This is a genomic window from Paenibacillus abyssi, assembly GCF_014640295.1.
Classification (GTDB): Bacteria; Bacillota; Bacilli; order Paenibacillales; family Paenibacillaceae; genus Paenibacillus_D; species Paenibacillus_D abyssi.
In genome coordinates this window covers 263,447-288,725 of the sequence record NZ_BMGR01000001.1, presented here as the reverse complement: position 1 = coordinate 288,725, position 25,279 = coordinate 263,447, and the positions used below count along the sequence as shown (strand labels likewise).

Below are 25,279 nucleotides of genomic sequence, written 5' to 3'. Positions count from 1 at the left end.
ATGGGATTAATAGTTTGCGCCATTAATCGATTTAGTTTTGAACATTTTGACATGAATAGACATACAATGGAAATATAGGCTGTTGACATGGCTCGAACTTTCTGAGAGGGGTGACCCAGGTGGAGGCTCGCAAATTGGAGATTATACGAAAAATAGAACAATTCGGACTGCTAAAAGACCCACAATGGCTGGAACGGCTCGATGAGCCGGCGCCATTGTGGGTCGTCCTGGAAACATTATTGCAGCTGCTCGAACGGATGGAACCGCCCAATCGCCCTTACGATTAATAGAGACAGCATATTACATTAGCGTATAAACATCAATTGGATTGGATCTTTCTTCTCGATCTGCGCAATCGCCCTACCCGTCGATTTGCGGTCATCGATCGGCGCTTTTTCAGTCGATACAACATGCTGATATCCCGATAAGGTCAGCAATGTCAATTGAATTTCATCCTTGCTCCATACTGCGCCTACCAATGAGTCACCGTTGGATTTTACGCGTTTTCCTTCTTTGAACTCAAAGGTCACAACCCCTTTGCCGCCGCGTCCTTGCAATGGATAATCAAGCAGTAATGAACGTTTCGCGTAACCGAGATCGCTAAGAACGAGCAGCTCGCCTTCATCTCCTTCTACCCATACCGCTGCAGCAAGCTCATCATTTTCCTTCAGTTGCATGCCTCTTACACCCGAGGCCACACGTCCCATCGGGTTTACTTCCCGCTCTGAAAAACGGATACTCATACCAAGCTTGCTGACGAGCATAATATCCTTGGAACCGTCGCTTAACGTAACAGTAATAATCTCATCGCCATCGCCAAGCTTACAAGCCGTGATCGCCGTCGAACGGTTTGACTGGTATTCCTTCAGCTCAGTCCGTTTAACCTGCCCTTTTCGCGTGACGAAAACAAGCGTCATATTCGGCAGGTCGAATTCCTTGACCGGAATGATGCTTACAATCGCGTCATCTTTGGGTATCGGCACAATGTTCACCAGCGCCGTTCCATTTTCCTTCCATTTAAACTCAGGAATCTGGTGCACGGGAAGTACATAATATTGGCCTTTTCGTGTAAATAAGAGCAAGCTTTCTATCGTATTCACTTCAAGTAAGTGACGGACGACATCGCCCTCCTTGACACCGGCGCTCTCCAGCTCTCCGCCGGATCGGGTGAAGGAAAGCATGCTCGTCCGTTTGATGTACCCTTCATGACTAAGCGTCACGAGCACATCCTCCGGATTGACCATCACTTCAAGATTCACCTTAAGCTCTTCTACTTCCCCGCGAATTTCACTGCGTCGGTCGATTCCGAATTTTTCGCGGATCTCCTGCAGCTCCTCGCGGATCACTCCGATCAGCTTCTTCTCGCTATCCAGAATCGAACGGTAATAGGCGATCTTTTTGGCGATATCCTTCAATTCCTTTTCTAACGAAGTAATCTCCAGATTCGTGAGGCGATAAAGCTGCAAGGTCAAAATCGCATCTGCTTGCCGCTCTGTGAACTCATACGCTTTGATCAAGTTATTCTGCGCATCCTGACGGTTTTTGGACGCTTTGATCGTTGCAATCACATCATCCAAAATATTGAGCGCTTTAACAAGGCCTTCGAGCACATGGGCCCGATCCTCGGCCTTCTCAAGCTCATATTTCGTCCGATGAATTACAACGTCTTTTTGATGTTCAATATAAGCGTTCAGCATTTCCTTGATGCCAAGCTGCTTCGGCGTTTTGTTGACAATGGCCACCATGTTGAAATTATAGGTAACCTGCAGATCCGTCTTTTTCAGTAAATAGGCTAAGATCCCCTGCGCATCGGCATCCTTCTTCAGCTCCACCACAATGCGCAGACCATTGCGTCCACTTTCGTCCCGTACCTCGGCGATACCTTCAACCTTCTTTTCCAGTCGGATGTTTTCCATCGCCGTAACCAGCCTCGATTTAACGACCTGGTACGGAATTTCCGTAATGACAATCTGCTCACGGCCGCCGCGCATCTCCTCGATCTCCGTTTTTGAACGGATGTGGATACGGCCCTTGCCGCTGCTGTAGGCCTCCCGGATGCCTTCCTCGCCCATAATCAGTCCGCCGGTCGGGAAATCAGGGCCTCGTACAATCGTCATCAGTTCTTCCAGCGAAAGCTCTGGATTGTTCATTAAAGCGACACAGGCGTCAATAACCTCCCGCAAATTATGCGGCGGGATTTCCGTTGCAAAACCGGATGAAATTCCGCTTACACCGTTAACAAGCAAATTCGGATAACGCGAAGGCAGCACAACCGGCTCCTTATTCGTATTATCAAAATTATCCTTGAATAATACCGTACGTTTATCAATATCGCGAAGCAGCTCCATCGCAATCGTGGACAATCTCGCTTCCGTATAACGCATTGCTGCCGCAGGATCGTCATCAAGGGAACCCCAGTTCCCGTGACCGTCAATCAATACGTGCCCCATCTTCCAGGGCTGCGCCATCCGTACCATCCCTTCATATATGGACGAATCGCCATGCGGATGATAATTACCCATAACATCCCCGACCGTCTTCGCCGATTTGCGATACGGCTTATCAGGCGTATTTCCCGCGTCGTACATCGCATATAAAATCCGCCGCTGTACAGGCTTTAAACCGTCACGCACATCGGGAATGGCGCGGTCCTGAATAATGTATTTCGAATACCGTCCGAAGCGGTCGCCAACGACCTCCTCAAGAAACGCCGGCAGAAATTGTTCCATGGTGCTCATGCGTCTGCCTCCTATTCCACATATTCCGTAAAGTCTACATTATCAATAATCCAGCGCTTCCGTGGATCTACTTTATCTCCCATCAGCGTGGAAACCCTGCGCTCCGCTTTGGCCGCATCTTCAATCTGCACCTGAAGCAGCGTTCTCGTCTCCGGATTCATCGTCGTTTCCCACAGCTGGTCCGGATTCATCTCACCAAGGCCTTTATAACGCTGAAGTTCATATCCTTTGCCAAATTCTTTCAAATAATTGGCGAGCTGTTCATCGGTCCAAGCATAACGCACGGTTACCAGCTTGCCGGATTTACGCGTAATCTTGTATAACGGGGGCTGTGCGATAAAGACTCTGCCCGCATCGATGAGCGGTTTCATGTACCGATAGAAAAAAGTCAGCAGCAGCACTTGAATATGTGCGCCGTCCGTATCCGCATCGGTCATAATAATGATTTTATTGTAATTGCCTTCCTCAGCATCGAATTCAGGCCCTACACCGGCTCCGATCGCAGCTATAATCGCCTTATATTCATCGTTTTTAAGGATATCGGCAAGCTTGGCCTTCTCCGGATTCATCGGTTTTCCTTTTAGCGGAAGAATGGCTTGATGTTTTGAATCGCGCCCCTGCTTAGCCGATCCCCCGGCGGAGTCCCCTTCCACAATAAACAGCTCATTGCGCGTATAATCCTTTGATTGCGCCGGCGTCAACTTGCCGTTCAGGTTCGAGCTCTCGCTTTTCTTCTTGCCGCTGCGGATTTCATCCCGCGCTTTGCGCGCCGCTTCACGCGCGCGGCTGGCTTGAATCGCCTTCTTCACGAGCTGCTGCGCAATCTGCGGATTCTCCTCCAGAAACACCTGCATTTTCTCGGAGACGACCGCATCGACCGCGCTGCGCGCCGAGGCGCTGCCAAGCTGATCCTTCGTCTGCCCGACAAACTCGACCTCCGACATTTTGATATTGATTACCGACATCATGCCTTCACGCAAATCGTTGCCGTCGAGATTTTTTTCCTTCTCTTTAAGCAGCGCATTTTTGCGGGCATAGTCGTTCATTACACGGGTGTAGGCGGTTTTAAAGCCTGTCTCATGGGTACCGCCCCCGCGCGTAGGAATGGAATTAACAAATGAAGCGATGGTCTCCGTGTAACCGTCGTTATACTGCAGCGCCACTTCGACTTCAATGTCATCCTTCTCAGCGACAAAATGAATGACCTCATGCAGTACGTTCTTCTCTTCATTCAGGAACTGCACGAACTGGCGGGCGCCGCCTTCGTAATGGAATACCTCCTGCTTGCCGGAACGCTCATCCTTGACTGAAACCTTTAACCCGGAATTCAAGAAGGCGATTTCCTGCAGACGCTCCGACAAGGTATCAAAATTAATCGTTGTATTCCCATGGAACACACGCGTATCCGGCTTGAAGGTTACTTTTGTGCCCGTACGGTTCGTGTTGCCGGTGATCTCCAGTCCGGTTACGGGCTCCCCAACATGCTCTTTCCCGTCCTTGTCGACCCAATAGGCAAAACGCTGTTTATGTATTTTACCATCGCGGTAGATCTCGACCTCGAGCCACTCTGACAGCGCGTTTGTCACCGAAGCGCCGACGCCATGCAAGCCGCCGGACTTTTTGTAGCCCGCTCCACCGAATTTTCCGCCGGCATGCAGAATCGTAAAGACGACCTGTGGCGTAGGTACACCGGTCTTATGCATCCCTGTCGGAATGCCGCGCCCGTTATCCTTTACGGTAATCGATTGGTCGCTGTGAACGATGACTTCGATTGCGCTGCAAAATTTAGCCAGATGTTCGTCGACCGCATTATCCACAATTTCCCACACAAGATGATGCAGTCCCGAAGCACTTGTACTGCCGATATACATACCCGGACGTTTCCTGACTGCAGTCAGGCCTTCAAGAACCTGGATATCATCGGCATCATAGTTCCGGTCCGCGGATGACGGGTTGCCTTCAAACAAATCCACTTGCTCTGTCATATGCGTCCCCCTTTATCTATTCCATCAATTTATAACAGATAGTTGGTTTTAACAAGTCACTTCAAGCTATTTTAATTCAAGATATCCTGTTTCGTAAAGACGGCAAACGAAACGATGACTGCGGCGATGCTCCAAGCTGCCAGTACAAGAATGGAGAATAACAGCGTCATTCCTTCAATCGGCGGCGGTGAACCATCCAAATATCCGGTTAATTGCAGGTTGACCGCAAAGATATATTTGGCGCTGGTCCATGAGGAAGCCATATTGGATAAAATTGTACCGGCAATAATCGTTGCCATCATCGTGACAATGCTTGCCGCCGTGCTTCTCACCAATACCGAGACCGTCAATGCCAGCAAACCGACTGACACCGCGGAGAACCAGATTAGGCCGGACTGCATAAGCATATATAACCATTGCGGGACAGGACGAACAAACGAGGTATCGACATCTGATCCTTGAATGACGAAGCCTGTGAATATGGGAAGCTGCCAGCCCCCATAGCCAAAGAATAAGCCGGATATAAGATAACATAACAACACGGCGGAGACAATGGTAAGCGAGATATATAAGATCAAAGTAATCAGCTTGCTTAACAGAATCTTCCACCTTCGGACCGGCCTTGTGAGCAGCATTTTGATCGTCCCGCTCGAACGTTCTCCCGATACCAGGTCCGAAGCGACAGCGAGCACCAGCAGCGGAATAAACAGGGTCACCGAATTGTTCATGAAATTACGGGTAAACGTCACTGCATTAGGGGCATTAGGATTCACGTCCTGCTCCAAATAATAGGTCAATTGCTGCACCATAATACGCCGGAATTTTTTCCATTCTTCCGGGATGCGGTCACTGGACAATGTATTTTCATAGTCCGTAATTTGCTGCTGCAGCTGATTGCGCCAGTCCGGAAAATTGTCCTCGTTATTTCGTGCAATGGTCATCTGCGCATAAGTAAATATCGGAATTAATACGGATAATATGAGAAGAATTACATAAAATCTTTTTTTCTTCCACACCTTCAACGTTTCATTCTGAATGAGCGGCAACAGGTTACGCAATGCCTTCCCCCTCCGTCATCTTAAGAAATAGCTGCTCCAGCGTTGGCGATACCTTCTGTACAGCAGTCACGCCAATCCCGCCCCGGACCAAGCGTTCCACGAGGGCAGCGATCCGGTCGGCTGAAACCTCGGTTACAATCGCTCCCGGAAGCGATGCAAGCACGGTTTCGTCGATATGATGCTCTTCCGCAGAAATAATCTTCACTTCAGGTTCGCCTGCCAGCAAGGTTAAACCTTCCTCCCGTTTATCCAACTGCCACAGCACATAATTTCCAGTATCCTCGATGAGCTCAGTGACCCCGCCCACCGCAAGCACGCGACCGTGGCTAATAATCGCTACCCGGTCACACATCATTTGAATTTCACTAAGCAGATGGCTGGAAATGAATAAACTCATGCCTTGATCGGCAAGCATCCGGATAAATTCCCGCAATTCCTTGATCCCCTTCGGATCAAGCCCGTTTGTCGGTTCATCAAGAATCAACAGCTTGGGCCTCCCGAGCAGCGCCTGTGCAATACCGAGCCGCTGGCGCATACCAAGTGAGTAGGTCTTTACTTTATCGTGAATCCGCCCGCCCATGCCGACAATATCTACGACTTCTTGAATGCGCAATGCGTCTATATCAGGCATCATACGGGCAAAATGCTCGAGATTTTCCCAGCCTGTCAAGTAGTTGTAAACCTCCGGATTTTCCACGATACAGCCAATGTGCTGCAGCGCTTCTTCAGGCTGCTTATGGACATCATAACCGCAGATCCGGATTTCACCTGAAGTCGGTTTGATGAGATCCACCAACATACGGATCGTTGTTGTTTTACCGGAGCCGTTAGGACCGAGAAACCCGAATATCTCACCCGCCCTTACATCGAAGCTGACATCGTGAATGATCCATTTACCGCGTATTTTTTTCTTTATATCCCGAACGGATAGCAGAATTTCAGGTTCGTTAGAAGATGAATGATGATCTGTCATCGTGGAGCTTCCTCCTTTCGTCACAGCAGCAGCTTCATTGCAGTACTTGGATGATCCGGGCTGCAATCTGCGTGTACCCTTCGTGATTCGGATGAAAATGATCTCTGGACAAATAGGTGCCAATCGTAGACTCGAACAAATCAAATGTCGGTACAACAGTGATATTCGGGTATTCGTAGGCAGCACGGTAAGCATAGTTGTTCCATTCCTGAACCTGCAGGCTGCCTTCACGCAGCTGCTGCAGATCGTAAAACGGATTATATAACCCCACATATACGACCTTTGCCTCCGGGTTCAGTTCATGCAGCAGCTCGAATACACGCTCCAGGCGCTGAACGCCCTCACTGAGCCTGTGTGAAATCTCGTTCCTATTCATCGATTCGGCCTGCTGTTCCTCGAACACGGCGCCTTGGGCAAACTGGAATAAGTCGTTGCCGCCAATCGTTAGCAAAATGACATTCGCCTGTTCAACGGCAAGGTGCATTCCCCGTTCGGATTCAAGCTTATCTGCCAGCTCGTCCGCGCGCAGTCCGTTAACGGCCAGATTATTGATCAGTTGAACCGGCTTGTCCAGCTTGGCAGACAATCCATCGACTACCTGCTTCACGTAACCTTCACCCGTAACATCGCCCGTGCCTCTGGTCAACGAATCGCCGATCGCGACAATGCGAATCTCATCCTGCCCGGTTAGCTCAGCGCTGCCCCCACCCTGCTCCTGCTCCGAATCGGTCTGAACGGCTGGCGGGACTGATGGAAAGAGCAAATCGCTCGCTGCATATGCAAAGCCAAATAAGAGCAGGCAGGTCGCAGTAAGCGCCGAGACGCTTATCGCTCTCCAAAGCCATGTTGAGCCGTTCGCGCGTTGCTTCATCTTACGCTTCACTCCCCTGCTTTTTATTGCATGCATCTAGATAAAGGATAGTCCCTTTGGACTGAATTTAACGGACATTTTGGCCTCTCAGGTTCGGTGAAAATCCTCATCGTGGTCAATCTCATGTTCAACTTATATAGTAAAAAAGTGGAACATTTACATGCTTGTCTTATAAAAATAAAACTTCTTGAAAAGATTTGCAAATCTGCTGACGTTCACCACATGGCCAGTTAACGATGTTTTTCATCACGAATAACACCAGTAAGACGGCTTCGGGACAAGCAAAAAAAAGAAGGGTGCTTACCGGAATCCCCGCATCAATAATGATGACGACCGACACCAATAAACCCCTTCGTTCATGAATTTTATTCGTACGTAATAAACAACGATTGAGCGGCTTGTCTGGCCGTTTCTCTAGCCTGCTGTACGTCGTCAGCGGAGCTTAGCGCGACTGCCATCCGTCTTCCGGCTTTAGTCTCTGGCTTGCCAAACAAGCGCACCTGTGTATTCGGCAGCGCCAGAGCCTTCTCAACTCCGCCGATCTGGAATGATTTCTCCTCGCGGTCAGCCTTCAAAGTATAGGATGCGCCTGGAGTCAGCAAACGAATCGACGGGATCGGCAGGCCCAGAATCGCTCTGGCATGAAGGGCAAATTCCGACAAGTCCTGTGTCACCATCGTTACCATGCCGGTGTCATGCGGCCGCGGAGAAACTTCGCTGAACAATACGCCATCCTTAGTTAAGAACAGTTCAACGCCATAGATGCCGTAACCGCCCAATGAATCCGTAATTTTGCGGGCAATCTCCTCCGCTTGCTCACGGTCCGTACTGCTGATCTCATGCGGCTGCCAGGATTCGATATAATCTCCATCCTTCTGAATATGCCCGATCGGCGCGCAGAATGTCGTACCCGATACGGAACGAACGGTAAGAAGTGTGATTTCCGATTCAAAGTTAATAAAGCCCTCTACAATAATCCGCTGTTTCTTGGCACGGCCGCCTTCCATCGCAGCATTCCAGCAGCCCTCAATCTCCGCTTCGGACCGGCACACGCTTTGCCCTTTACCGGATGAGCTCATGATGGGTTTGATCACACAAGGCGTTCCCAGCTCTTTGACCGCTTCACGGAGCTCCTCCAAGCTATCCGCGAACCGGTAAGGCGCCGTAGGGAGTCCAAGCGTCTCCGCAGCAAGACGTCTAATCCCTTCACGGTCCATTGTAAGCCATGCCGCTCTAGCTGTCGGAACGACATGATAGCCTTCATCTTCCAGTTCTATAAGCGCGCTTGTCGCAATCGCCTCAATCTCAGGCACGATCAAATCCGGGCGCTCTTGCTCGATTAAAGCGCGCAGTGCTGCCGCATCCAGCATATCGATCACGTAAGAGCGATGTGCAACCTGCATCGCCGGCGCATGGTCATAACGATCTACGGCAATCGTTTCGATGCCGAGTCGCTGCGCTTCAATAACGACTTCTTTGCCGAGCTCTCCTGAACCGAGCAGCATGATTTTTTTGGCGTGGGACGAGAATGGTGAACCGTACATAATGACAAAAAACCTCCTGGAAGCAAGCGAAAGACCAAGGCAGGCTGCCCGCCTGCCTGCAACGCTCGTTTTTCTTCCATTGTGGAGGTTTTTTCCTAGTAAAGTCAAGACAAGCTTTGAAAAAAGAATATTCTTACTTTTATTTATTTCGGTCAGGCCGATAAGAAACGGTATTGGGCTTCAATCAGGCCATAATAAATCCCTCTCTGTTCCATCAGCTGATCATGGTTGCCCTGCTCCATAATTTGCCCATGATCGAGCACCACGATGTTGTCCGCATGCCGAATCGTTGACAGCCTGTGGGCGATAATGAAGGAAGTTCGCCCGAACAGCAGCGTTTTGAGCGCTTCCTGAATTTTCAGCTCGGTTTCCGTATCGATGCTCGCGGTCGCCTCGTCCAGAATTAGCACGCGGGGATCGGCTAAGAGCGCTCTTGCAAAGGAGAGCAGCTGCCGCTGTCCCATGGATAAGGCGTTGCCTCTTTCCTGCACCTGCGTCTCATAACCATCAGGCAAAGACATGATGAAATCATGCGCATTAACCGCTTGCGCTGCCAACTCGATCTCTTCATCGGTTGCATCAAGCCGGCCGTAACGGATGTTGTCGCGGATCGAGCCCGAGAAAATAAATGTGTCCTGTAGCACAATCCCGACCTGAGAGCGAAGGCTTTCAATCGTAACGTTCCGGATGTCCTGACCGTCAATTAATACGCGGCCCTGCACGGGATCATAGAAACGGCACAGCAGGTTAATAATCGTGCTTTTACCGGAGCCCGTATGACCGACAAGTGCGATCGATTGGCCGGCTTTCACCTCCAGATCAATCCCTTTGAGCGCCGGGCGCCCCTTTTCGTACTCAAATACAATCTTTTCGAACTTCACGTCGCCGCGGATTTCCTGCAGATCTTTGGCGTGCTCCAACTCTCCAACCGTCGGTTTTTCGTCGATAAATTCAAAGATCCGTTCCGAGGAAGCCATTGCGATGAGCAGTTGGGAATACATTTGACCGAGTCGGTTAATCGGGTCCCAGAAATTCCCGATATAGGTGGCAAAGCCAACTAATATCCCGATCGTAATGACTTCCGTTTGAATCAGATAAGAGCCGTACCAGAACAGAATCAGCGTGCCGATCGCAGACGTAATCTCGATCACCGGCCCGAAGGCCTGATTGAGCGCTGAGGCTTTATTCCAAGAGAGCATATTCACTTTATTCATATTATCAAAGAATCCGATGTTATCTTTTTCCTGTACATAAGCCTGAGTGACGCGAATGCCTTGGATGCTTTCATTCAAATGCGCGTTGATCCGCGACTGCTTCATCCGCACATCCTGCCAGGCGAACCGGATCCGTCTGCGGAGGGTGGACGATACGATAAACATCAGCGGAACCGTAATCATCACCGCCAAGCCGAGCTGGAAATTCCATGCCAGCAGGATAATGACAATACCTACAAGCTGCACGCAGTCCATCATCAGGTTGACGACCCCGTTGGTGAACAAATCCTGAAGCGCGTTCACATCATTCGTCACCCGAACAAGCACCGAGCCTGCAGGCCGTTTATCAAAGAAACGGAACGACAGCTTCTGGATATGGCCGAACAGATCATGACGCAAGTCGTAGATAATGCGTTGGCCGATAATGTTGGTATAACGGATACGCAGCGTATTGGCCGCCCATTGAACAATATATAAACCAAACGCCATGCCCGCGTATTCATATAGCTTTATCACGCTGCCTGCTCCGCCGTCCTTCGGAGTGATGGCTTCGTCAATCGCCATGATGATAATGGTTGGGATCGCCAGCCGCGTTGCCGTGCCGATAATCATCATGATGATGATTATCGGCAGCAGCTGCTTGCGGTAAGGCTTCATATAATGGAATAACCGGCGCAGCTGCGCCCAGTTAAACGGTTTTTCGATGAGCTCATCGTCCTGATAGACAAAACGTTCCTTCTTATTCTGCGCTTTTGCCGCTTGCTCGCTCAATGTGCGACCCTTCTTTCTTTCCCGGTATCCTTGCTCGGTTGACCCGGCGCAGCAGGCCGGTCGGCGTATTGAATGTTGTAAGTGTCCAAATAGTGCCCCGGCATTGCGATTAATTGTTCATGCGTACCGCGCTGCAGGACGGTCCCGTGATCCAATACGATAATTTCATCAGCATGCTTAAGGGAAGAGATGCGGTGAGCAACGATAAACGTCGTTCTTCCCGCCATAACCTCCTTGAAGCCCGCTTGAATCTCATGCTCGGTCTCCATATCGACAGCGCTTGTCGCATCATCGAGAAACAGGACTCGCGGGTTCGTAATGAGCGCTCTGGCGATCGCAATACGCTGCTTCTGTCCCCCGGATAACCCCATCCCCCGTTCGCCGACAACAGTGTCATAACCAAGCGGCAGCTCTATAATAAAATCATGCGCCTTCGCCAGCTTGCAAGCGTGGATGATGTCTTCCATACTTACTTCTTTCACCCCGTAAGCGATATTGTCACGGATCGAAGCGGAGAACAGGAACGTTTCCTGAAAGACCGTTGCGATCTGGCTTCGCAGACTGGAGAGGTCAATCTGTTTTATATCGTAACCATCCAATATGATCTTGCCGCTCTTGATATTGTAGGTGCGCATCAGCAGTTGGCTGACGGTCGATTTACCCGATCCGGTTCCGCCCAGCAAGCCGATTACTTTACCAGGAGGCGCATCAAGCGAGAATTCGCGCAGCGCAGGCCCTTTGTCCGCATAATTAAATGTGACATTCTCGAAGCGGACATGCCCTTTCACTTTGCTGTCATCGAGCACGATCGGGTGCTCCGGATTTTTTACATGCACATATTGATTGAACAGCTCCAGCACGCGTTCGCCCGAAGCTTTCGACTGTGTATAGTTGTTAATATGGAACCCAAGCTGCCACATCGGCGCCACGATATACCAGATCAAACTAAAGAAGGCGACAAGCGAGCCTAGGCTCAATGAACCATTGATAACAAACGTTCCGCCCACGATAAGAAGGACAACGATACATAAGCTGGCCAGCAGCTCCATGACGGGGAAGTAATTGCCCCAAATTTTCGCCGCCCGGATCTGATTGGCCTTGTACTCCTCGCTGCGCACTGCGAATTTGCCAACCTCATGCGGCTCTCTTGCAAATGATTTGACGGTGCGCACGCCTGTGATATTCTCCTGAACCGCCGTTGTGAGATGGCTCATTGCCAGCCTCATCTCCTGGAATGCGGGATGGATCTTGCGTTCGAACTTGATGGCGGTGAAAGCGAGGAAAGGGATCGTTACAAACGTCAGCAGCGTCAACTGCCAATGAATCGTCAGCATCATCGCCGCACCGAAAATCACCATCAGAAACATGTTGAGAATCTGCGCAAAGCCGAAGCCGACAAAATTTCGAATGGCTTCCAAATCAGCGGTCAAACGAGACATTAAGTCCCCGGTCTTCGCCGTGTCATAGTATTGATTCGATAAGTACTGGAGCTTGTGATAGCTGGCATTGCGCAGGCGGTAAGCGACCCGGTTGCCCAGCCTTCCACCGAAAAATCCGTGTACAAACTGCAAAGTGCCTTTCAAAATGATAACGCCTACAACGATGAGCGAAATGGTCGGCACCAAATGATACTGGCCTGGCTCGATGACATCATCAATTAAAATGCGCAGCATATTCGGATAAACAAGACCGAGCGCGGTCGCGCACATCAGACTGATAATCGACGCGACAAGCAGCTTGCGCTCCGGCCAGTAATACTCCTTGAGCTCTTTAAAAACATTCAAGTGAACTCTCTCCCCGACTCCAATTTATAAGCATGAATGAATATTAACAGCATCCCAAACATCCGGCAAACAGCATCCTTCACCGTATTCGTGATTGTGACACCATTTGTTCACATCTACAAAAAAGATATGGGGGTATTCTTCCAAATCATCCAAAATGGTGCATTAGATCACCGAATTCCTCTGTTTTTGTGTTTTTTTATTAAAAAAATTAAAAAAAGCTTTTCCGAATCGGTTTGTTCGATTCGGAAAAGCTTTGAAAGATAATCTCAAGCAACCTGTTAATCACTGTTGATAACGGCCATAAGCGACTTGTGAAGCTCTTTTAATAACGCCGGATCAACCGTCTGGTCAAGGGATACCAGGCGTCCGTCGGCATAACTTCGAATCTCGGCTGCCAGTTTTTCTTCCGCCGCCTCAAGCCCGGCTTTCCAATGGCCCAGGTAAAGCGCCTTCCAGCGATCGATGATCCCGTCTACGTAGACTTGCAATGACGGTGCGGCCAGCGTCTCAAGCTCCTTGCGCAGCGCTGCTTTCCCTTCCCCTTCGAAGAAATGACGCGGATTTTTAAAGCGGGACCAGAGCAGCTTACGCTCTACCGCATCGGTCTGCCACGACGCGCCAATCTCCGGCGTTGGGATCGGCATCGCTTCCAGGCTGCCGGGATTCAGGCCCGGCAGCTGTTTTTCCGCATCCGCGGATACAGCTGCAAACTGTTTGGATATCAGCTTGCCGAGCGTATTTTCCATTCGCAGTGTCGTCGCAAGCAGCTCCTCGGACAGCTCGTTTTGCAGCAGCCGCTGCAGCTCAAGCCAGCAGGACCACAGCATCTTCTTCATATCCCGCCCGTCATCCTGAAGGACGGACGGATTGAATGCGTAATTATAATGATCCCCAAAGCGGAACTGCAGACGCTGCAGCACATAATAAAGCAGCTCCCTGAGCTCCTGCTCCAAAGGTTCAAACGAAGCTTCGCGCGCCACCCCGGCTGCGATACGAAGCGCTTCCTGTGCTTGTCCCTCCAGCTCGCTTCGCAGCGCTGTACGGGTCGCCTCATCCCCCTGCGCAGCTTCCAGCCACGACGACACCGATTCGATCGCCCGCTTGATTTCCTGCTCCGCAGAAGCGACAGCCAGCTGCCCCAATTCGCCTGAGGTGAAAGCCAAGAAAGACTGCTCGAAGGCCGAGATGCCGGATTCATTGAGCAAAGATGTATTGTCGGTAAGCTTGGCATCCAGTGCCGACAAGCTCGATACCGGATAAATGCGCGGGTGGCGGATCCCCTGCAACAGCAGATTGTCCTCCACATGTTTTAGCACGCCCGCAAGCTCACTTTCACTGGAGGCTAAATCCGCAGCATTGACGATAAAAAACATTTTGTCGAGCTCGAATTGATCCTTCACCCGGCCAAGCTGCATTAAGAATTGGCGGTCGGCCTGGGAGAAGGCATGATTATAATAAGTTACGAACAATATCGCGTCCGCATTCTTGATATAGTTAAACGCAACGCCGGTATGCCTTGCATTAACCGAATCCGCTCCCGGCGTGTCCACAAGCACGATGCCCTGCGCAGTGAGCGGACTGTCGTAGTACAGTTCGATCTCCTGCACGAAGCAGGATCTGGACTCCTCCGCAACGAACCTGCGGTACATGGCCTCATCGACGCGCAGCTGCTCGCCGAGCTGCCCCTCCAAGCTGTCCCAGCCCTGCAGCACAGCCTTTAAAAAGCTGTAATGCGGGCGTCCGCCGGGATGAAGCGAATCCGGTTTGAGGCCGCTGATCAAACGCAGCAGCGCCTGTTCGTCAGCATGACCGATGTCTTCTCCGAGCAGTGCCAGCGAGTACCGGATATCCTCGAGCATCGCAGCTCTGGACTTCATGAAGATCCGCGCCGTACCATGCGGCTCGTCCGCTGTCGGCGGCACGATCCGATTGATCGCAGCGGTAGTCGGATTCGGCGATACCGGCAGCGCCGGTTGTCCGATCAGTGCGTTGGCAAACGAAGATTTGCCTGCGCTGAACGCGCCGAACAGCGCGATCGTGAACCGGCTCTGCTTCAGCCGGCCGGCCTTGCCGCGCATGGCAAGCGCAGCTGCGGCGAGCGGCTCATGCGGCGCGAGCAGCTCGGCCGCGCGCTCCAGCATCGCCGCGGCACGGCGCTGCGGGCCGAGCATTGCGCCGTCCGCTTGCGCCGCGCGGACGGGCGCCTGCTGCGCCGCCGCAGCAGGCGCGGCGCCGCTGCGCGGCTTCGCCGCAGCCTGCGGCGGCACGTCGGCCGCAGCAGCTGCGCCTGCGGCGCGCGGTGCCCCTGACGCAGGCGCGGGCACCGGCAGCGCCGGGCGCTGCGGCGCAGGCGGCAGCAGCGCTGCGAGGCGCTGCTTATGCGCGGCTGCGGCGGCATCCTGCGCCGCCAGCTGCGCCAGCGCTTGCGCTTGCGCGGCGAGTGCGCCGCTGCGCGCCTGCGCCTGTGCGGCCGCCGCTGCGCTCGCGGCCGCGACACGCTCTGCGAGCTCGTCGCCCAGCTCGAGCGCGCGCCTGCGGAAACTCGCCTTCACCGAGGCGGCGAGTGACTTGCAGTAATTCATTGTCGCTTCATTGCTGAAGACAGCGCCGGGCTGTACATGCTCAAGCAGAAGCGATGCATCAACAACGCCTGTAAACGATTCGCTCAGACGCGACTCCAACGTTTCATCCCGCCAGCTCAGCTGATGAGCCTCTTGGCGGAGGAGCTCCAGCAAGTGCCATTCGATCGAAGCTTGCACCTGAGCGGTGAAATCCGTCAGAAACGCCTCCTGGCGCCTTTGCTGCTCAGCCGCTGTCTTCGCCCCGGCAAACAGCAGGCCGGCTTTAAAGCCCGGTTTGCGGCTTTCCAGGAAGGCGTGAGCCAGATCACGGGTCGCTGCAGGAGTAATATTCGCGTTATCAAGCAGCGACTCTGCTTCCTGGCGCAGCTTGACGCGGAATTGCTCCGCGGCTTCACGGTATGCGCTCATCTCCTGTTCCAACTGCTGCAGCTCGGACTTGACGGATGCCAGCTCTTCCTCGCCTCCGGCCGCCTCTATAAGGCGTTCCCGCTCATCTGAAGAAGCCGCTTCCATCCATTTTCCGTGTTCATCCAGAAGATGGCGTGCCGACGCATCAACGCTGCAGCGGTTCAATGGCTCGCCAACCTCGGCAAGCTCTGTAAACAGCCTTTCGAGCGAAGCGAATTCTTGATGCGGATGATCCGGCTGCCGAAGCGACAAGTATACAATGCCGGCCGGTTCCAGATGCCAATTGGCAAAGGCCTCTTCCACGCTTCTCCGGTACTCGGAAAAAGCCAGCTCTTGTTCCCTGTGCTTATCGATTTGGTTTACAATTAAATATAAGGGCTTTCCCCAATCCTTGAGACGCTTGGCAAAAGCGAAGTTAATCTCTGATTGGACATGATTGTAATCCATGACGTAAAAAACGACGTCCGCCAAATGGAGCGCCGATTCGGTCGCCATCCGGTGTGCGTCGTCCGTAGAATCGATTCCGGGTGTGTCGAGCAGCACCGTATGGGCTCCCAAGCTTGGAATCGGGTAAGAAATATCAACTGACGCAAACTCTGAACCATTCACGCAGTAAGCTTCCAATTGCTCCGGCGGAACCTCAATCATCCGCTCTTCACCGTCAACGATTTGAACGATCCTCGCACAAGGCTCGCCATTACGGATCGAAACCACATTTGCACTTGTGGGAACCGGACTGGATGGCAACAGCTGCGCCCCGCATAACCGGTTGACAAGTGTTGATTTGCCGGCCGAGAAATGTCCGCAGAAGGCTGCTGTGAATTTCCCGCCCGACCATTTGTCTTTCAACTCCCGGATACGGCGGGCATGGAGCTGATCGCCCGTTTCATCCATTATCGAAGCAATCTCCAAAAGCGCAGCCGCCGTATTTGCCGGTGCGCTTTGAGTCAACGTATTCATGGCTGCTCTCTCCCTATAATGCCGTACACATCATAAACGGCTTATTCAGCCTGTGTTTCATCATCCGGCATACAAATTTCAAATACGTTGCCGTGCTGCAGAATCGTAATGCCGCGTTTCTTTTCTTTCATTACGACAACTTCCGGTTTCACGCGCATCCGTTCGATATATTGATCCGGAACTTCGCCAGATCCGCTGACCGTAATTCCTTCCAATACGATTTCCTCATTATCTTCAGGCGGCGCTGCGAGAATTTGCGGATAAATATCCGAAAACAGTTCAAAATTTTTAGTATACACAGAAATACACTTCATCGTTTCTCATCCTTTTTTGGCCAATGTATTGTTTATTACCTTATCTTTCCTGCTTCTTGCCGGCTTCATACGTTTCTTGCCTTCCTTACAACGGTCTAACAGCGGGCAAACCGGACAGCCCGGATTTTGCGCTTTGCAATGATATCGTCCGAAAAAGATGAGTCTATGATGCGTAACGGTCCATTCTTCACGAGGAACCAGCTTCATCAGTTTTTTCTCTACTTCGAGAACCGAATCATCAGGCAATGCGGCGCCAAGCCGTTTCGATACCCGTTCAACGTGCGTATCCACTGCAATCGCAGGTACCCCGAAAGCATTGGACATGACCACGTTAGCCGTTTTCCGGCCGACACCGGGCAGCTCTGTAAGCTGTTCATGCTTCTGCGGGACGATCCCGTCATATTTATCGAGCAGTAATCGGCACAGCTTCTGGATATGCATAGCCTTGTTGCGATACAAGCCAATACGTCGAATATCCTGCTCCAGCTCCTCTAACGGCACAGCCAGATAATCCTCCGGCCGTTTATACTTCTGGAACAAGCTCACCGTTACTTTGTTAACGGTCTCGTCTGTACACTGGGCAGATAGCAAAACGGCTATTGTCAATTCAAACGGATTGCTATGATTCAATTCGCAATGCGCATCGGGATACATCACACCGATTACATCAAGAATTTCTCTCATTTGTTTTTTATTCATCGCCGTTTCTCTCCCTAGATATGGGCTTCGTTCAAAGTGTAGCGAAAAATGTCATTGTACGCAAGCCTATTCCGCTTAAAGTTTGGAAGATTTCATGGCTTTTGCGAAAAAAAGAGGCCATCCATACTGGACGACCTCAAAATCTCTTTATTTTTTCCTTACTTCGATCAGTTTGCCATCAACGATGTACATCGTGATTTCATCACCATTGCGTAAGGATTGGACGGTAGAAGCGCTGTCTCCAACATAAAACTTCGTTTGCTCCGTCACTTTAAAGCGCACATTCGTATCATTTACGCTTGCAGCCAGCACCAATAATTCATTCGTTGATGCATTGTAGGTTCTGAATTTTTTAACCAGTCCGGCGTGAACTGTAACAACGTTTAGCTCCTGCGCGTCTTTGCGGATATCGATCCAATCGCCTAAAGCAAGCGTTGAGGTGCTGGTGCTTGTCGTACCGCCGCGTACAACCTTAAACCCGCTGCCCAATACAACTTCAGTTGCGACACCATTCACATCCTGCAGCGAGATCCGGTCGCCGGATACAGCCGTAATCCTGCCTATTGTAACCTGAACCGCCTTCATGCCGATCGGTTCTTTACCGGCATAAAGAACATTCACCCGTTGCCCGATATTGAACTGGGAAAGCTTCACGGAAGCGCCTTGCTCGGATAACAGCTGCCAATTCGCGCCGACTAATCTTTCCGCTTCCGTACCGTCAGGTGATTTTAATCTTACTCTGTTTGTCGCTGTGTTGATTGCGACTATCTCTTCCTGCACCGTGTGATGCGCTTGAATCATAACGATCCGGTCCTGTTGAACGCCGCCGAGGCGAGCGGTGATCGTATCGCCGATTTTCAGATCGGAGAAGCTGGATGTGGTCTTGCCGAACGTTTCGATCATTGGCGAGGAATAATCGAGAATGATCGTTGATCCGTTTACAAGCTCCAACGTGAGTTTGTTCGTTGTTTGATTCACATTCATCAGCTTACCGGTAAAGCTGAACACAAATTCCAATGAGACCGCTGTATCGTCTGTATAACCAATCGTTACTTTTTTGTTTTTAGTCAGCATGCTTGCTGCAGTTGTTAATGTAAAATTAGTCCCGTTAAAATCGATTTTGGTATTATCCGTTAATGTGATCGCATGCGTTCTGTCGTTTGTATCTTTAACGATGAGCACTTTGCTTGTGTTATCGTAATCATATACAATGCTTGCGCCACTAATGAACTCTACCTTACGGTCAAGCACCTTGATGTGCGTGACGACATTTTGATCGTTTACGGTCATATGCAGGTTGTCGCCTCTTACCAGATTGCTTAGCGAGGCTTGATTCATCCCCTCTATCGAAACTTGCACAGAAGCGGAGACGAACCTTACATTCAATTCACCGTTCACGGTGTACGTGATCGTTTTTCCGTCCGAGCTAATCTCGTACAGTTCCCCGCTGACCGGTTTTCCGGTTGTCTGTGTAACTGTAATCTTGGTGATTGTGCTGTTCGCTACCTCGTAGGTGACTGTATCGCCAACCGTCAGATCCGATAAGGATTGAATTTGGTTATTCCATGAAATAAGGGCTCCGGAAGATACTGGCCATGTCTCAGTAAGGCCGGTTTCGCTATTGAGCACGGACAGGCTATTACCTGCGACCGCTTCAATCTTGCCGGACGCGGTTTTGTTGATTGGAGCTCCCTGCACCTTGATCGCCAAAGCGGCAGGGGTTGTCCGGAATGTATCACGCTGCACCTCAATGCTGCTTCCGGGCGTCAACTCCGATACGGACAACGTTTGCCCGTTATCGCTCTGAACGACAAGTGAATTGCTGTATTCAAGGGCAATTGGGGCTGTGGCATTATCCACAAATATCCAAAGCTTATTTTCCGCTGGAATGACCCGTACCACTTCACCGCTGATGGTCTCGATTTGCGCATTATCATTCACCTGCTCCACATATTTGACTGTGTTGCCGGATACCATGACCATGACCTCAGCATAAGCAGTCAAACCATTGGGAGAAGACGGCTGTTCCGAATCGAACCGGTAATAAAGCGATTCGTTTGACACTTGATAGGTTGTCTCCTGCTTGCTCTCGACGTTAAAAAGCGTCATCGATGTTTCAGTCAACCCCGTTAACAACCCATTCGTTTGGCCACGGTAGGTTACTGGGAATTGGTACTGCGCACGGCTGAGCAGGGTTGCGATCATCGCACGGTTCACATTAGCCTTCGGATCGAATCGATCAGCGCTGACTCCGTTCACCAGCTTTAGGGATACTGCGGCATTGACATAACCTTTAAATGCTTCCCCGATTTGATCACGATCGGCAAAAGAGCTTTGCACGCCCGCCAACTGCTTGGCCAGATCGTCTTGGCCGATTGCGCGAATCATCAGCTTTGTTACCCATTCACGGGATGCGGGAAGCTTCCCCCATGCTGTATCCGGATAGTCTTCAGCATTTTCAAACTCTTCCACTCTCTCCAGCAAGCCTGCTTGAAAAGCTAGGACGACATAGGGCTTGGCATAGTCGGACACTTGAAAGGCTTCTGGGAAAATCTCGGCATTTACAGCTTGGACTGCGTCTTCCTTGCCAATGAAACGAATCGCCATAATGATGGCATCTTCCTGCGTTACATTGCTGGCCGGGTTGAATCTGCCGACTCCGTCCCCTTTTACGATCTCCTGCAAAGCAAGCTTCGCAATATGCTTCTCCGCCCAATGTCCGGTCTTTACATCCGGAAAGGGCGTCGTAGGACGCCCTTCGTCTGCAGCAGCTGGTTCAGCAAAAGCTGTACTGGTTAATATGGAGAATACAAGTGCAAAGACTAACATCTTATACCATCTTGATTGTTGGGACATGTATATGCTCCTCCATCGTTCCTCACAACGCCTGACCGGCGCTGACGGAAATTATTGTTTCGTAAACGGGTGTTCCAAATCTACGTGCCCCATCAGACTATCAACCGCTTCGCCATCCACAAGGATGTCCAATGTTTTGATCTCTTCAAATTGGAATACGGTATTCTTAATCGATTCCAGAGCAAGCAGCTCGCCAGGGGCGCCGAATCTTGCTTCCTCAGGCAGTGTCAAGTCAATCGTCAAATCTCCATCGTCAAGTACAACAGATGTAAACTCGACGTTTTTCCATAGGGATACAGCGCCATTTTCACCGTTCTGCTGTAAAGCCGCAAGCGCTGCTTCGAGCTTCTCCTGCGCATCGGCGAATACGATCTCCTTGTCTTGGGCGATGAGATTCTCTAACTGATCATCCGTATAAAAAAGCTGAATAGTCATACGTTCCTGTGCTTCTGCTTTTGGTTCTGGTTGTGGGACTTGTTCCGTCTGATTGGTTGAACCTCCCTGCATCGGCTCTGCTCCTGCCTGATCACTTGTCTCTCGGCTGCCGCAGCCAGTAGCAATAACCGCTACGACGAGCAATAAAATAAACCATTTCGCTTGCTGTCTCATGAATTCTCTCCCCTTTTCTAAGAACATTTCAAAGCTGCTTACAATTTCAAGTATGCTTTAATGCCGGCTACAAGTTCTGCTGCGATGCGGTTTTGAGCCGCTTCTGAGAACAGCACCTGTTCGTCTCTTGTATTGGAGAGAAAACCTGCTTCAATCAAAACCGCAGGCATTGTCGTTTGTCTGATGACAAGAAAATTGGCCTGTTTTACTTTGCGATCCGGCAATCCGGTCGCTTTCACCAAATGTTTATGAATCACATCCGCGAAAGCCTTACTATCCGAACGGCTGTAATATGTTTCTGTGCCTGTGGTTTGCGGAGTGAAGCTGTTTGCATGAATCGACATAAATAAGTCCGCTTTAAGATCATTCGCATATTTCGCCCTGTCCTTTAATTCGAGGAAGGTATCATCACTGCGAGTCAGATAAGGCTTGATTCTAGGTTCTTTGTCCAGCAAAGCTTTCATTTTCAAAGCGATGCTCAGATTGAATTCTTTCTCTGTCTTCTTGCTCACGCTGATTGCACCCGGATCTTTAGCGCCGTGGCCGGCATCGATAACAATTTTATAGATTTTGTTGCCGTTTTTATCCGTTAATGGAATGTTGGCGGGATCCGGTTTAGCGACATCGATCTGGATCTGCCCTTCACTCTGTGTAACTGTGAACGTTGAGGCCGTGCTCAAATCAAGAACTACGCGAACGGTAGTAGGCTTGTCCGAAAAATAAGAATAACGAACGTTATACAAGGATGGATGGTTTGCAGCCAGCATCCTGCCTTCCGTCTTCCTCACGCCGTTATTGTCCAGCTCGAAACCTTTAACAAACTCTGGCGCAAACGCAGAATAAGGAAGATCAAGCACGATGCGGTCCGTATTCTTTAACGTAAAAGCATTTTTAGGTGTAATTGTGCCTTCATAATTAATGGTTACTTTGCTTGTCCCGTCATATACGATGTCCTTCACAATGCCGGCGGCATCTGTTGGAACCGGTCTGGCCGCAACATTCAGGATTGGATCGACCACTGTCGGTACATCGCCTGGGATGACAGTGCCCGCATCGCCGCCTTCGCCAGGGCTGCTGCCGCTTCCGGAATCAACCGAAACGTCATCTTCTACCTTTGGCGGTGCCTTCTGATACATATGAACCGACTTGCTCGGGTTGTCCCAGAACAGATCAAGACCCATTTGCTCTCCTACAAAACGCAGCGGAACCATCGTTCTGCCGCTTACGATAATTGCGGGTGCGTCCATTTCAACTTCGGCGTCATTGATAAGCGCTTTGTTGTCATTAATTTTTAAAACCACTGTCGTCGTACCGTTATGTACGTTTACGGTCCGCGTTTGAGGAAACCATTGCGCTTGATGTCCTAATCCCTTCGCGATCGTTGAGATTGGAACCAATGTGTAATTGTTCCTTAAAAGCGGATTTACATCGGACACCAGAGATTTCCCGTCCAGAAAAAGCTTGGGGACAGGAACAGGAACGGCTGTTGCAGCATAACTTGCGTTAGGCCATAGAGCCAAGAGCACCGACAACGTCAACAATAAAGATACTACCTTTTTCATCATTCACCTCTAAGACTGATTAATTGCCGTATCGAACCGCCGCATTCGACTTTTCTCAGACGATTTATTAGACGCTGAATGACAGAAAAAGTTGCGTTTCGAGGAAAATTCATACTCCGGATCCATTTTCGACACAATAAAAGCGGCTGGCCGCCTCTTTGTCGGCGGGAAATACGTTCGCGGTGAATGTCATGCTTACATAAAAACAGACCCCACTCGGTATGGGGTCTGTTTGTGTCAGTGAATGAATTCGTCCCGCTTAAAATGCAACGCGGCTGTTCTCGTAAGCGGAAATTTTGTCTTCATGCTGAAGCGTCAGGCCGATATCATCCAAGCCCTGCAGCAGGAATTGGCGGCGATGCTCATCCAGGTCAAAGGAAATTTCCAACCCCTGGGAATCAGTAATTTTTTTGTTTTCCAAATCAACGGTCAGCTGGTAGCCTTCATTAGCGGCTGTACGTTGGAACAGCTCTTCTACCTGCTCCTCGCTCAGCTTGATCGGAAGAATGCCGTTTTTGAAGCAGTTGTTGTAGAAAATATCGGCGTAAGAAGGCGCAATAACGACTTGATAGCCGTAATCCAGGATTGCCCAAGGCGCATGCTCACGGGAAGAGCCGCAGCCAAAGTTGGCACGGGAGATCAGAATCGACGCCCCTTGATAACGCGGTTTATTAGGTTCAAACTCCGGATTTACATTGCCGCTCTCATCAAAACGCCATTCGTAGAATAAAAATTGTCCGAATCCGCTGCGCTCAATGCGCTTAAGAAATTGTTTAGGGATAATGGCATCCGTATCGACATTGACACGGTCTACCGGAGCAACGATGCCGGTATGCTTTTTAAATGGTTCCATCTAGTTCAAACTCCTCTCTCTTCGATCCTGCGATTAGTTCATTACTTCGGATTTGATTTTCCAGTCGCGAACATCAGTGAAACGTCCGTTGATTGCCGCTGCCGCCGCCATCGCAGGAGACACCAGATGCGTACGTCCGCCGCGTCCTTGGCGGCCTTCGAAGTTACGGTTGGATGTCGATGCGCAGCGCTGGCCCGGTTGAAGTACGTCAGGGTTCATCGCGAGGCACATCGAGCAGCCTGCATCACGCCATTCAAAGCCGGCTTCAGTAAAGATTTTGTCCAGGCCTTCTTGCTCGGCTTGGATTTTAACGCGGCCGGAGCCAGGAACGACGATTGCCGTTACTTTCTCGCTTACCTTGTACCCTTTTGCAATTTCTGCAGCGGCGCGAAGGTCTTCAATCCGTCCATTTGTACAGGAACCGATAAATACATAGTCTACCGGAATATCTGTCATCAAAGTACCAGGTTTAAGGTCCATATATTCAAGCGCTTTTTCAGCCGCTTTACGCTCGTTCTCCGTCGGCATGCTTGCAGGATCCGGAACAGCCGATGTAATGTCGGTACCCATGCCCGGGCTAGTTCCCCAAGTTACTTGCGGAATGAGGGAATCGACGTCGAAATCAACAACAGTGTCATACGCCGCGCCTTCATCAGTCGTTAACTCGCTCCATGCAGCAACAGCTTGTTCGAATTTCTCCCCTTGCGGCGCATATTGGCGTCCACGCAAGTATTCAAATGTCGTAACATCCGGCGCGATCAGGCCTGCTCTTGCGCCCGCTTCGATCGACATGTTACAAATCGTCATGCGCTCTTCCATCGACAGGCTGCGGATCGCTTCACCGGTATACTCAAGCACATAGCCTGTAGCGAAATCCGTGCCGTATTTTGCAATAACGCCGAGAATCATATCTTTCGCCGTAACGCCCGGCTTGCGGCTTCCGTTGAAGCGAACTTCCATTGTTTTCGGCTTGGATTGCTGCAAGCATTGCGTTGCCATTACGTGTTCCACTTCGCTCGTACCGATACCGAATGCCAGAGCCCCGAATGCGCCATGGGTAGAAGTGTGGCTGTCGCCGCACACGATCGTTTTGCCCGGATGGGTCAAGCCCAGTTCCGGCCCCATAACGTGAACGACACCTTGGTCAAGGCTGTTCAAATCGAACAGCTTCACGCCAAAATCTTCACAGTTTTTCGTCAATGTGTCGATTTGCTGTTTGGAGATCGGATCGGAAATGTTAAACCGGTCTTTCGTTGGCACGTTATGGTCCATCGTTGCAAATGTCAGCTCAGGACGGCGAACTTTGCGTCCCGACATGCGCAGCCCTTCAAAGGCTTGCGGGGATGTCACTTCATGAACCAGATGCAGATCGATATAAATAACGCTAGGCTTGCTTTCTTCCTGATGGATGACATGATTGTCCCAGATCTTTTCAAACATTGTTCTTTTCGCCATTTTGATTCACCTCATAAGTTCCGTTTTCGAACTTCCTATT

The 25,279-nt window shown here is 50.6% G+C and carries 18 protein-coding genes; 1 reads left to right on the top strand and 17 read right to left on the bottom strand.

The features are described 5' to 3' along the window. Positions 1-134 precede the first annotated feature (134 nt). Complete coding sequence (locus IEW11_RS01665; protein ID WP_188528811.1) at positions 135-287, top strand: hypothetical protein; 153 nt, start codon at positions 135-137, stop codon at positions 285-287. A gap of 18 nt (positions 288-305) precedes the next feature. On the opposite strand, the gene gyrA is transcribed toward IEW11_RS01665, so the two are convergent. The 17 genes from gyrA to leuC all read right to left on the bottom strand — a co-directional run bounded on the left by gyrA (position 306) and on the right by leuC (position 25,239). After that, positions 306-2,738 carry a DNA gyrase subunit A gene (gene gyrA / locus IEW11_RS01660; RefSeq protein WP_188528390.1) on the bottom strand — a complete coding sequence of 811 codons (2,433 nt, stop codon included), beginning with the start codon at positions 2,736-2,738 and terminating at the stop codon, positions 306-308. Positions 2,739-2,749: 11 nt separating this feature from the next. Continuing rightward, positions 2,750-4,723, bottom strand: coding sequence for a DNA topoisomerase IV subunit B (parE, locus tag IEW11_RS01655; RefSeq protein WP_188528388.1), 1,974 nt, complete (start codon positions 4,721-4,723; stop codon positions 2,750-2,752). A 71-nt stretch (positions 4,724-4,794) separates the two neighbouring features. Then, complete coding sequence (locus IEW11_RS01650) at positions 4,795-5,781, bottom strand: ABC transporter permease (RefSeq protein WP_188528386.1); 987 nt, start codon at positions 5,779-5,781, stop codon at positions 4,795-4,797. Further along, positions 5,774-6,754, bottom strand: a complete 981-nt coding sequence (locus tag IEW11_RS01645) for an ABC transporter ATP-binding protein (RefSeq protein ID WP_188528384.1) — start codon at positions 6,752-6,754, stop codon at positions 5,774-5,776. The genes IEW11_RS01650 and IEW11_RS01645 overlap by 8 nt, the downstream gene beginning before the upstream one ends. A gap of 34 nt (positions 6,755-6,788) precedes the next feature. Beyond that, on the bottom strand, positions 6,789-7,625 hold the full coding sequence (locus tag IEW11_RS01640) for a GDSL-type esterase/lipase family protein (protein WP_188528383.1): 837 nt from the start codon (positions 7,623-7,625) through the stop codon (positions 6,789-6,791). A gap of 169 nt (positions 7,626-7,794) precedes the next feature. Further along, positions 7,795-7,965 (bottom strand): hypothetical protein, encoded by a 171-nt coding sequence (locus IEW11_RS01635; protein WP_188528381.1) that lies wholly within the window; start codon positions 7,963-7,965, stop codon positions 7,795-7,797. 25 nt (positions 7,966-7,990) lie between these two features. Further along, positions 7,991-9,169: a formate-dependent phosphoribosylglycinamide formyltransferase gene (gene purT, locus IEW11_RS01630; RefSeq protein ID WP_188528379.1), complete on the bottom strand. Its 1,179-nt coding sequence runs from the start codon at positions 9,167-9,169 to the stop codon at positions 7,991-7,993. 152 nt (positions 9,170-9,321) lie between these two features. Beyond that, on the bottom strand, positions 9,322-11,154 hold the full coding sequence (locus IEW11_RS01625) for an ABC transporter ATP-binding protein (RefSeq protein ID WP_188528377.1): 1,833 nt from the start codon (positions 11,152-11,154) through the stop codon (positions 9,322-9,324). Further along, positions 11,151-12,938 carry an ABC transporter ATP-binding protein gene (locus tag IEW11_RS01620; protein ID WP_188528375.1) on the bottom strand — a complete coding sequence of 596 codons (1,788 nt, stop codon included), beginning with the start codon at positions 12,936-12,938 and terminating at the stop codon, positions 11,151-11,153. The genes IEW11_RS01625 and IEW11_RS01620 overlap by 4 nt, the downstream gene beginning before the upstream one ends. Before the next feature lie 281 nt (positions 12,939-13,219). Further along, entirely contained in the window at positions 13,220-16,891 is a 3,672-nt protein-coding gene (locus IEW11_RS01615) for a dynamin family protein (RefSeq protein ID WP_188528373.1), read from the bottom strand. A gap of 41 nt (positions 16,892-16,932) precedes the next feature. Beyond that, positions 16,933-17,205: an NAD/NADP transhydrogenase alpha subunit gene (locus IEW11_RS01610; protein WP_188528370.1), complete on the bottom strand. Its 273-nt coding sequence runs from the start codon at positions 17,203-17,205 to the stop codon at positions 16,933-16,935. A 6-nt stretch (positions 17,206-17,211) separates the two neighbouring features. After that, the gene (nth, locus tag IEW11_RS01605) at positions 17,212-17,904 is read right to left on the bottom strand and encodes an endonuclease III (RefSeq protein ID WP_188528368.1); all 693 of its coding nucleotides are present in this window, start codon (positions 17,902-17,904) and stop codon (positions 17,212-17,214) included. Between the two features lie 147 nt (positions 17,905-18,051). Then, positions 18,052-20,760 (bottom strand): S-layer homology domain-containing protein, encoded by a 2,709-nt coding sequence (locus IEW11_RS01600; RefSeq protein WP_188528366.1) that lies wholly within the window; start codon positions 20,758-20,760, stop codon positions 18,052-18,054. A 51-nt stretch (positions 20,761-20,811) separates the two neighbouring features. Beyond that, complete coding sequence (locus tag IEW11_RS01595; RefSeq protein ID WP_188528364.1) at positions 20,812-21,369, bottom strand: GerMN domain-containing protein; 558 nt, start codon at positions 21,367-21,369, stop codon at positions 20,812-20,814. A gap of 38 nt (positions 21,370-21,407) precedes the next feature. Beyond that, positions 21,408-22,931 carry an N-acetylmuramoyl-L-alanine amidase family protein gene (locus IEW11_RS01590; protein ID WP_188528362.1) on the bottom strand — a complete coding sequence of 508 codons (1,524 nt, stop codon included), beginning with the start codon at positions 22,929-22,931 and terminating at the stop codon, positions 21,408-21,410. Positions 22,932-23,190: 259 nt separating this feature from the next. Next, positions 23,191-23,784, bottom strand: a complete 594-nt coding sequence (leuD, locus tag IEW11_RS01585) for a 3-isopropylmalate dehydratase small subunit (RefSeq protein ID WP_188528360.1) — start codon at positions 23,782-23,784, stop codon at positions 23,191-23,193. Positions 23,785-23,817: 33 nt separating this feature from the next. Beyond that, the gene (leuC, locus tag IEW11_RS01580) at positions 23,818-25,239 is read right to left on the bottom strand and encodes a 3-isopropylmalate dehydratase large subunit (protein WP_188528358.1); all 1,422 of its coding nucleotides are present in this window, start codon (positions 25,237-25,239) and stop codon (positions 23,818-23,820) included. Positions 25,240-25,279: the final 40 nt, after the last annotated feature.

Bases quoted from the DNA above. Each gene is read 5' to 3' on its own strand.
- IEW11_RS01615 (WP_188528373.1), bottom strand. From the start codon at position 16,891: ATGAATACGTTGACTCAAAGCGCACCGGCAAATACGGCGGCTGCGCTT.
- IEW11_RS01610 (WP_188528370.1), bottom strand. From the start codon at position 17,205: ATGAAGTGTATTTCTGTGTATACTAAAAATTTTGAACTGTTTTCGGAT.
- gyrA (WP_188528390.1), bottom strand. From the start codon at position 2,738: ATGAGCACCATGGAACAATTTCTGCCGGCGTTTCTTGAGGAGGTCGTT.
- IEW11_RS01640 (WP_188528383.1), bottom strand. From the start codon at position 7,625: ATGAAGCAACGCGCGAACGGCTCAACATGGCTTTGGAGAGCGATAAGC.
- leuD (WP_188528360.1), bottom strand. From the start codon at position 23,784: ATGGAACCATTTAAAAAGCATACCGGCATCGTTGCTCCGGTAGACCGT.
- parE (WP_188528388.1), bottom strand. From the start codon at position 4,723: ATGACAGAGCAAGTGGATTTGTTTGAAGGCAACCCGTCATCCGCGGAC.
- IEW11_RS01595 (WP_188528364.1), bottom strand. From the start codon at position 21,369: ATGAGACAGCAAGCGAAATGGTTTATTTTATTGCTCGTCGTAGCGGTT.
- nth (WP_188528368.1), bottom strand. From the start codon at position 17,904: ATGAATAAAAAACAAATGAGAGAAATTCTTGATGTAATCGGTGTGATG.
- IEW11_RS01590 (WP_188528362.1), bottom strand. From the start codon at position 22,931: ATGAAAAAGGTAGTATCTTTATTGTTGACGTTGTCGGTGCTCTTGGCT.
- leuC (WP_188528358.1), bottom strand. From the start codon at position 25,239: ATGGCGAAAAGAACAATGTTTGAAAAGATCTGGGACAATCATGTCATC.
- purT (WP_188528379.1), bottom strand. From the start codon at position 9,169: ATGTACGGTTCACCATTCTCGTCCCACGCCAAAAAAATCATGCTGCTC.
- IEW11_RS01645 (WP_188528384.1), bottom strand. From the start codon at position 6,754: ATGACAGATCATCATTCATCTTCTAACGAACCTGAAATTCTGCTATCC.
- IEW11_RS01600 (WP_188528366.1), bottom strand. From the start codon at position 20,760: ATGTCCCAACAATCAAGATGGTATAAGATGTTAGTCTTTGCACTTGTA.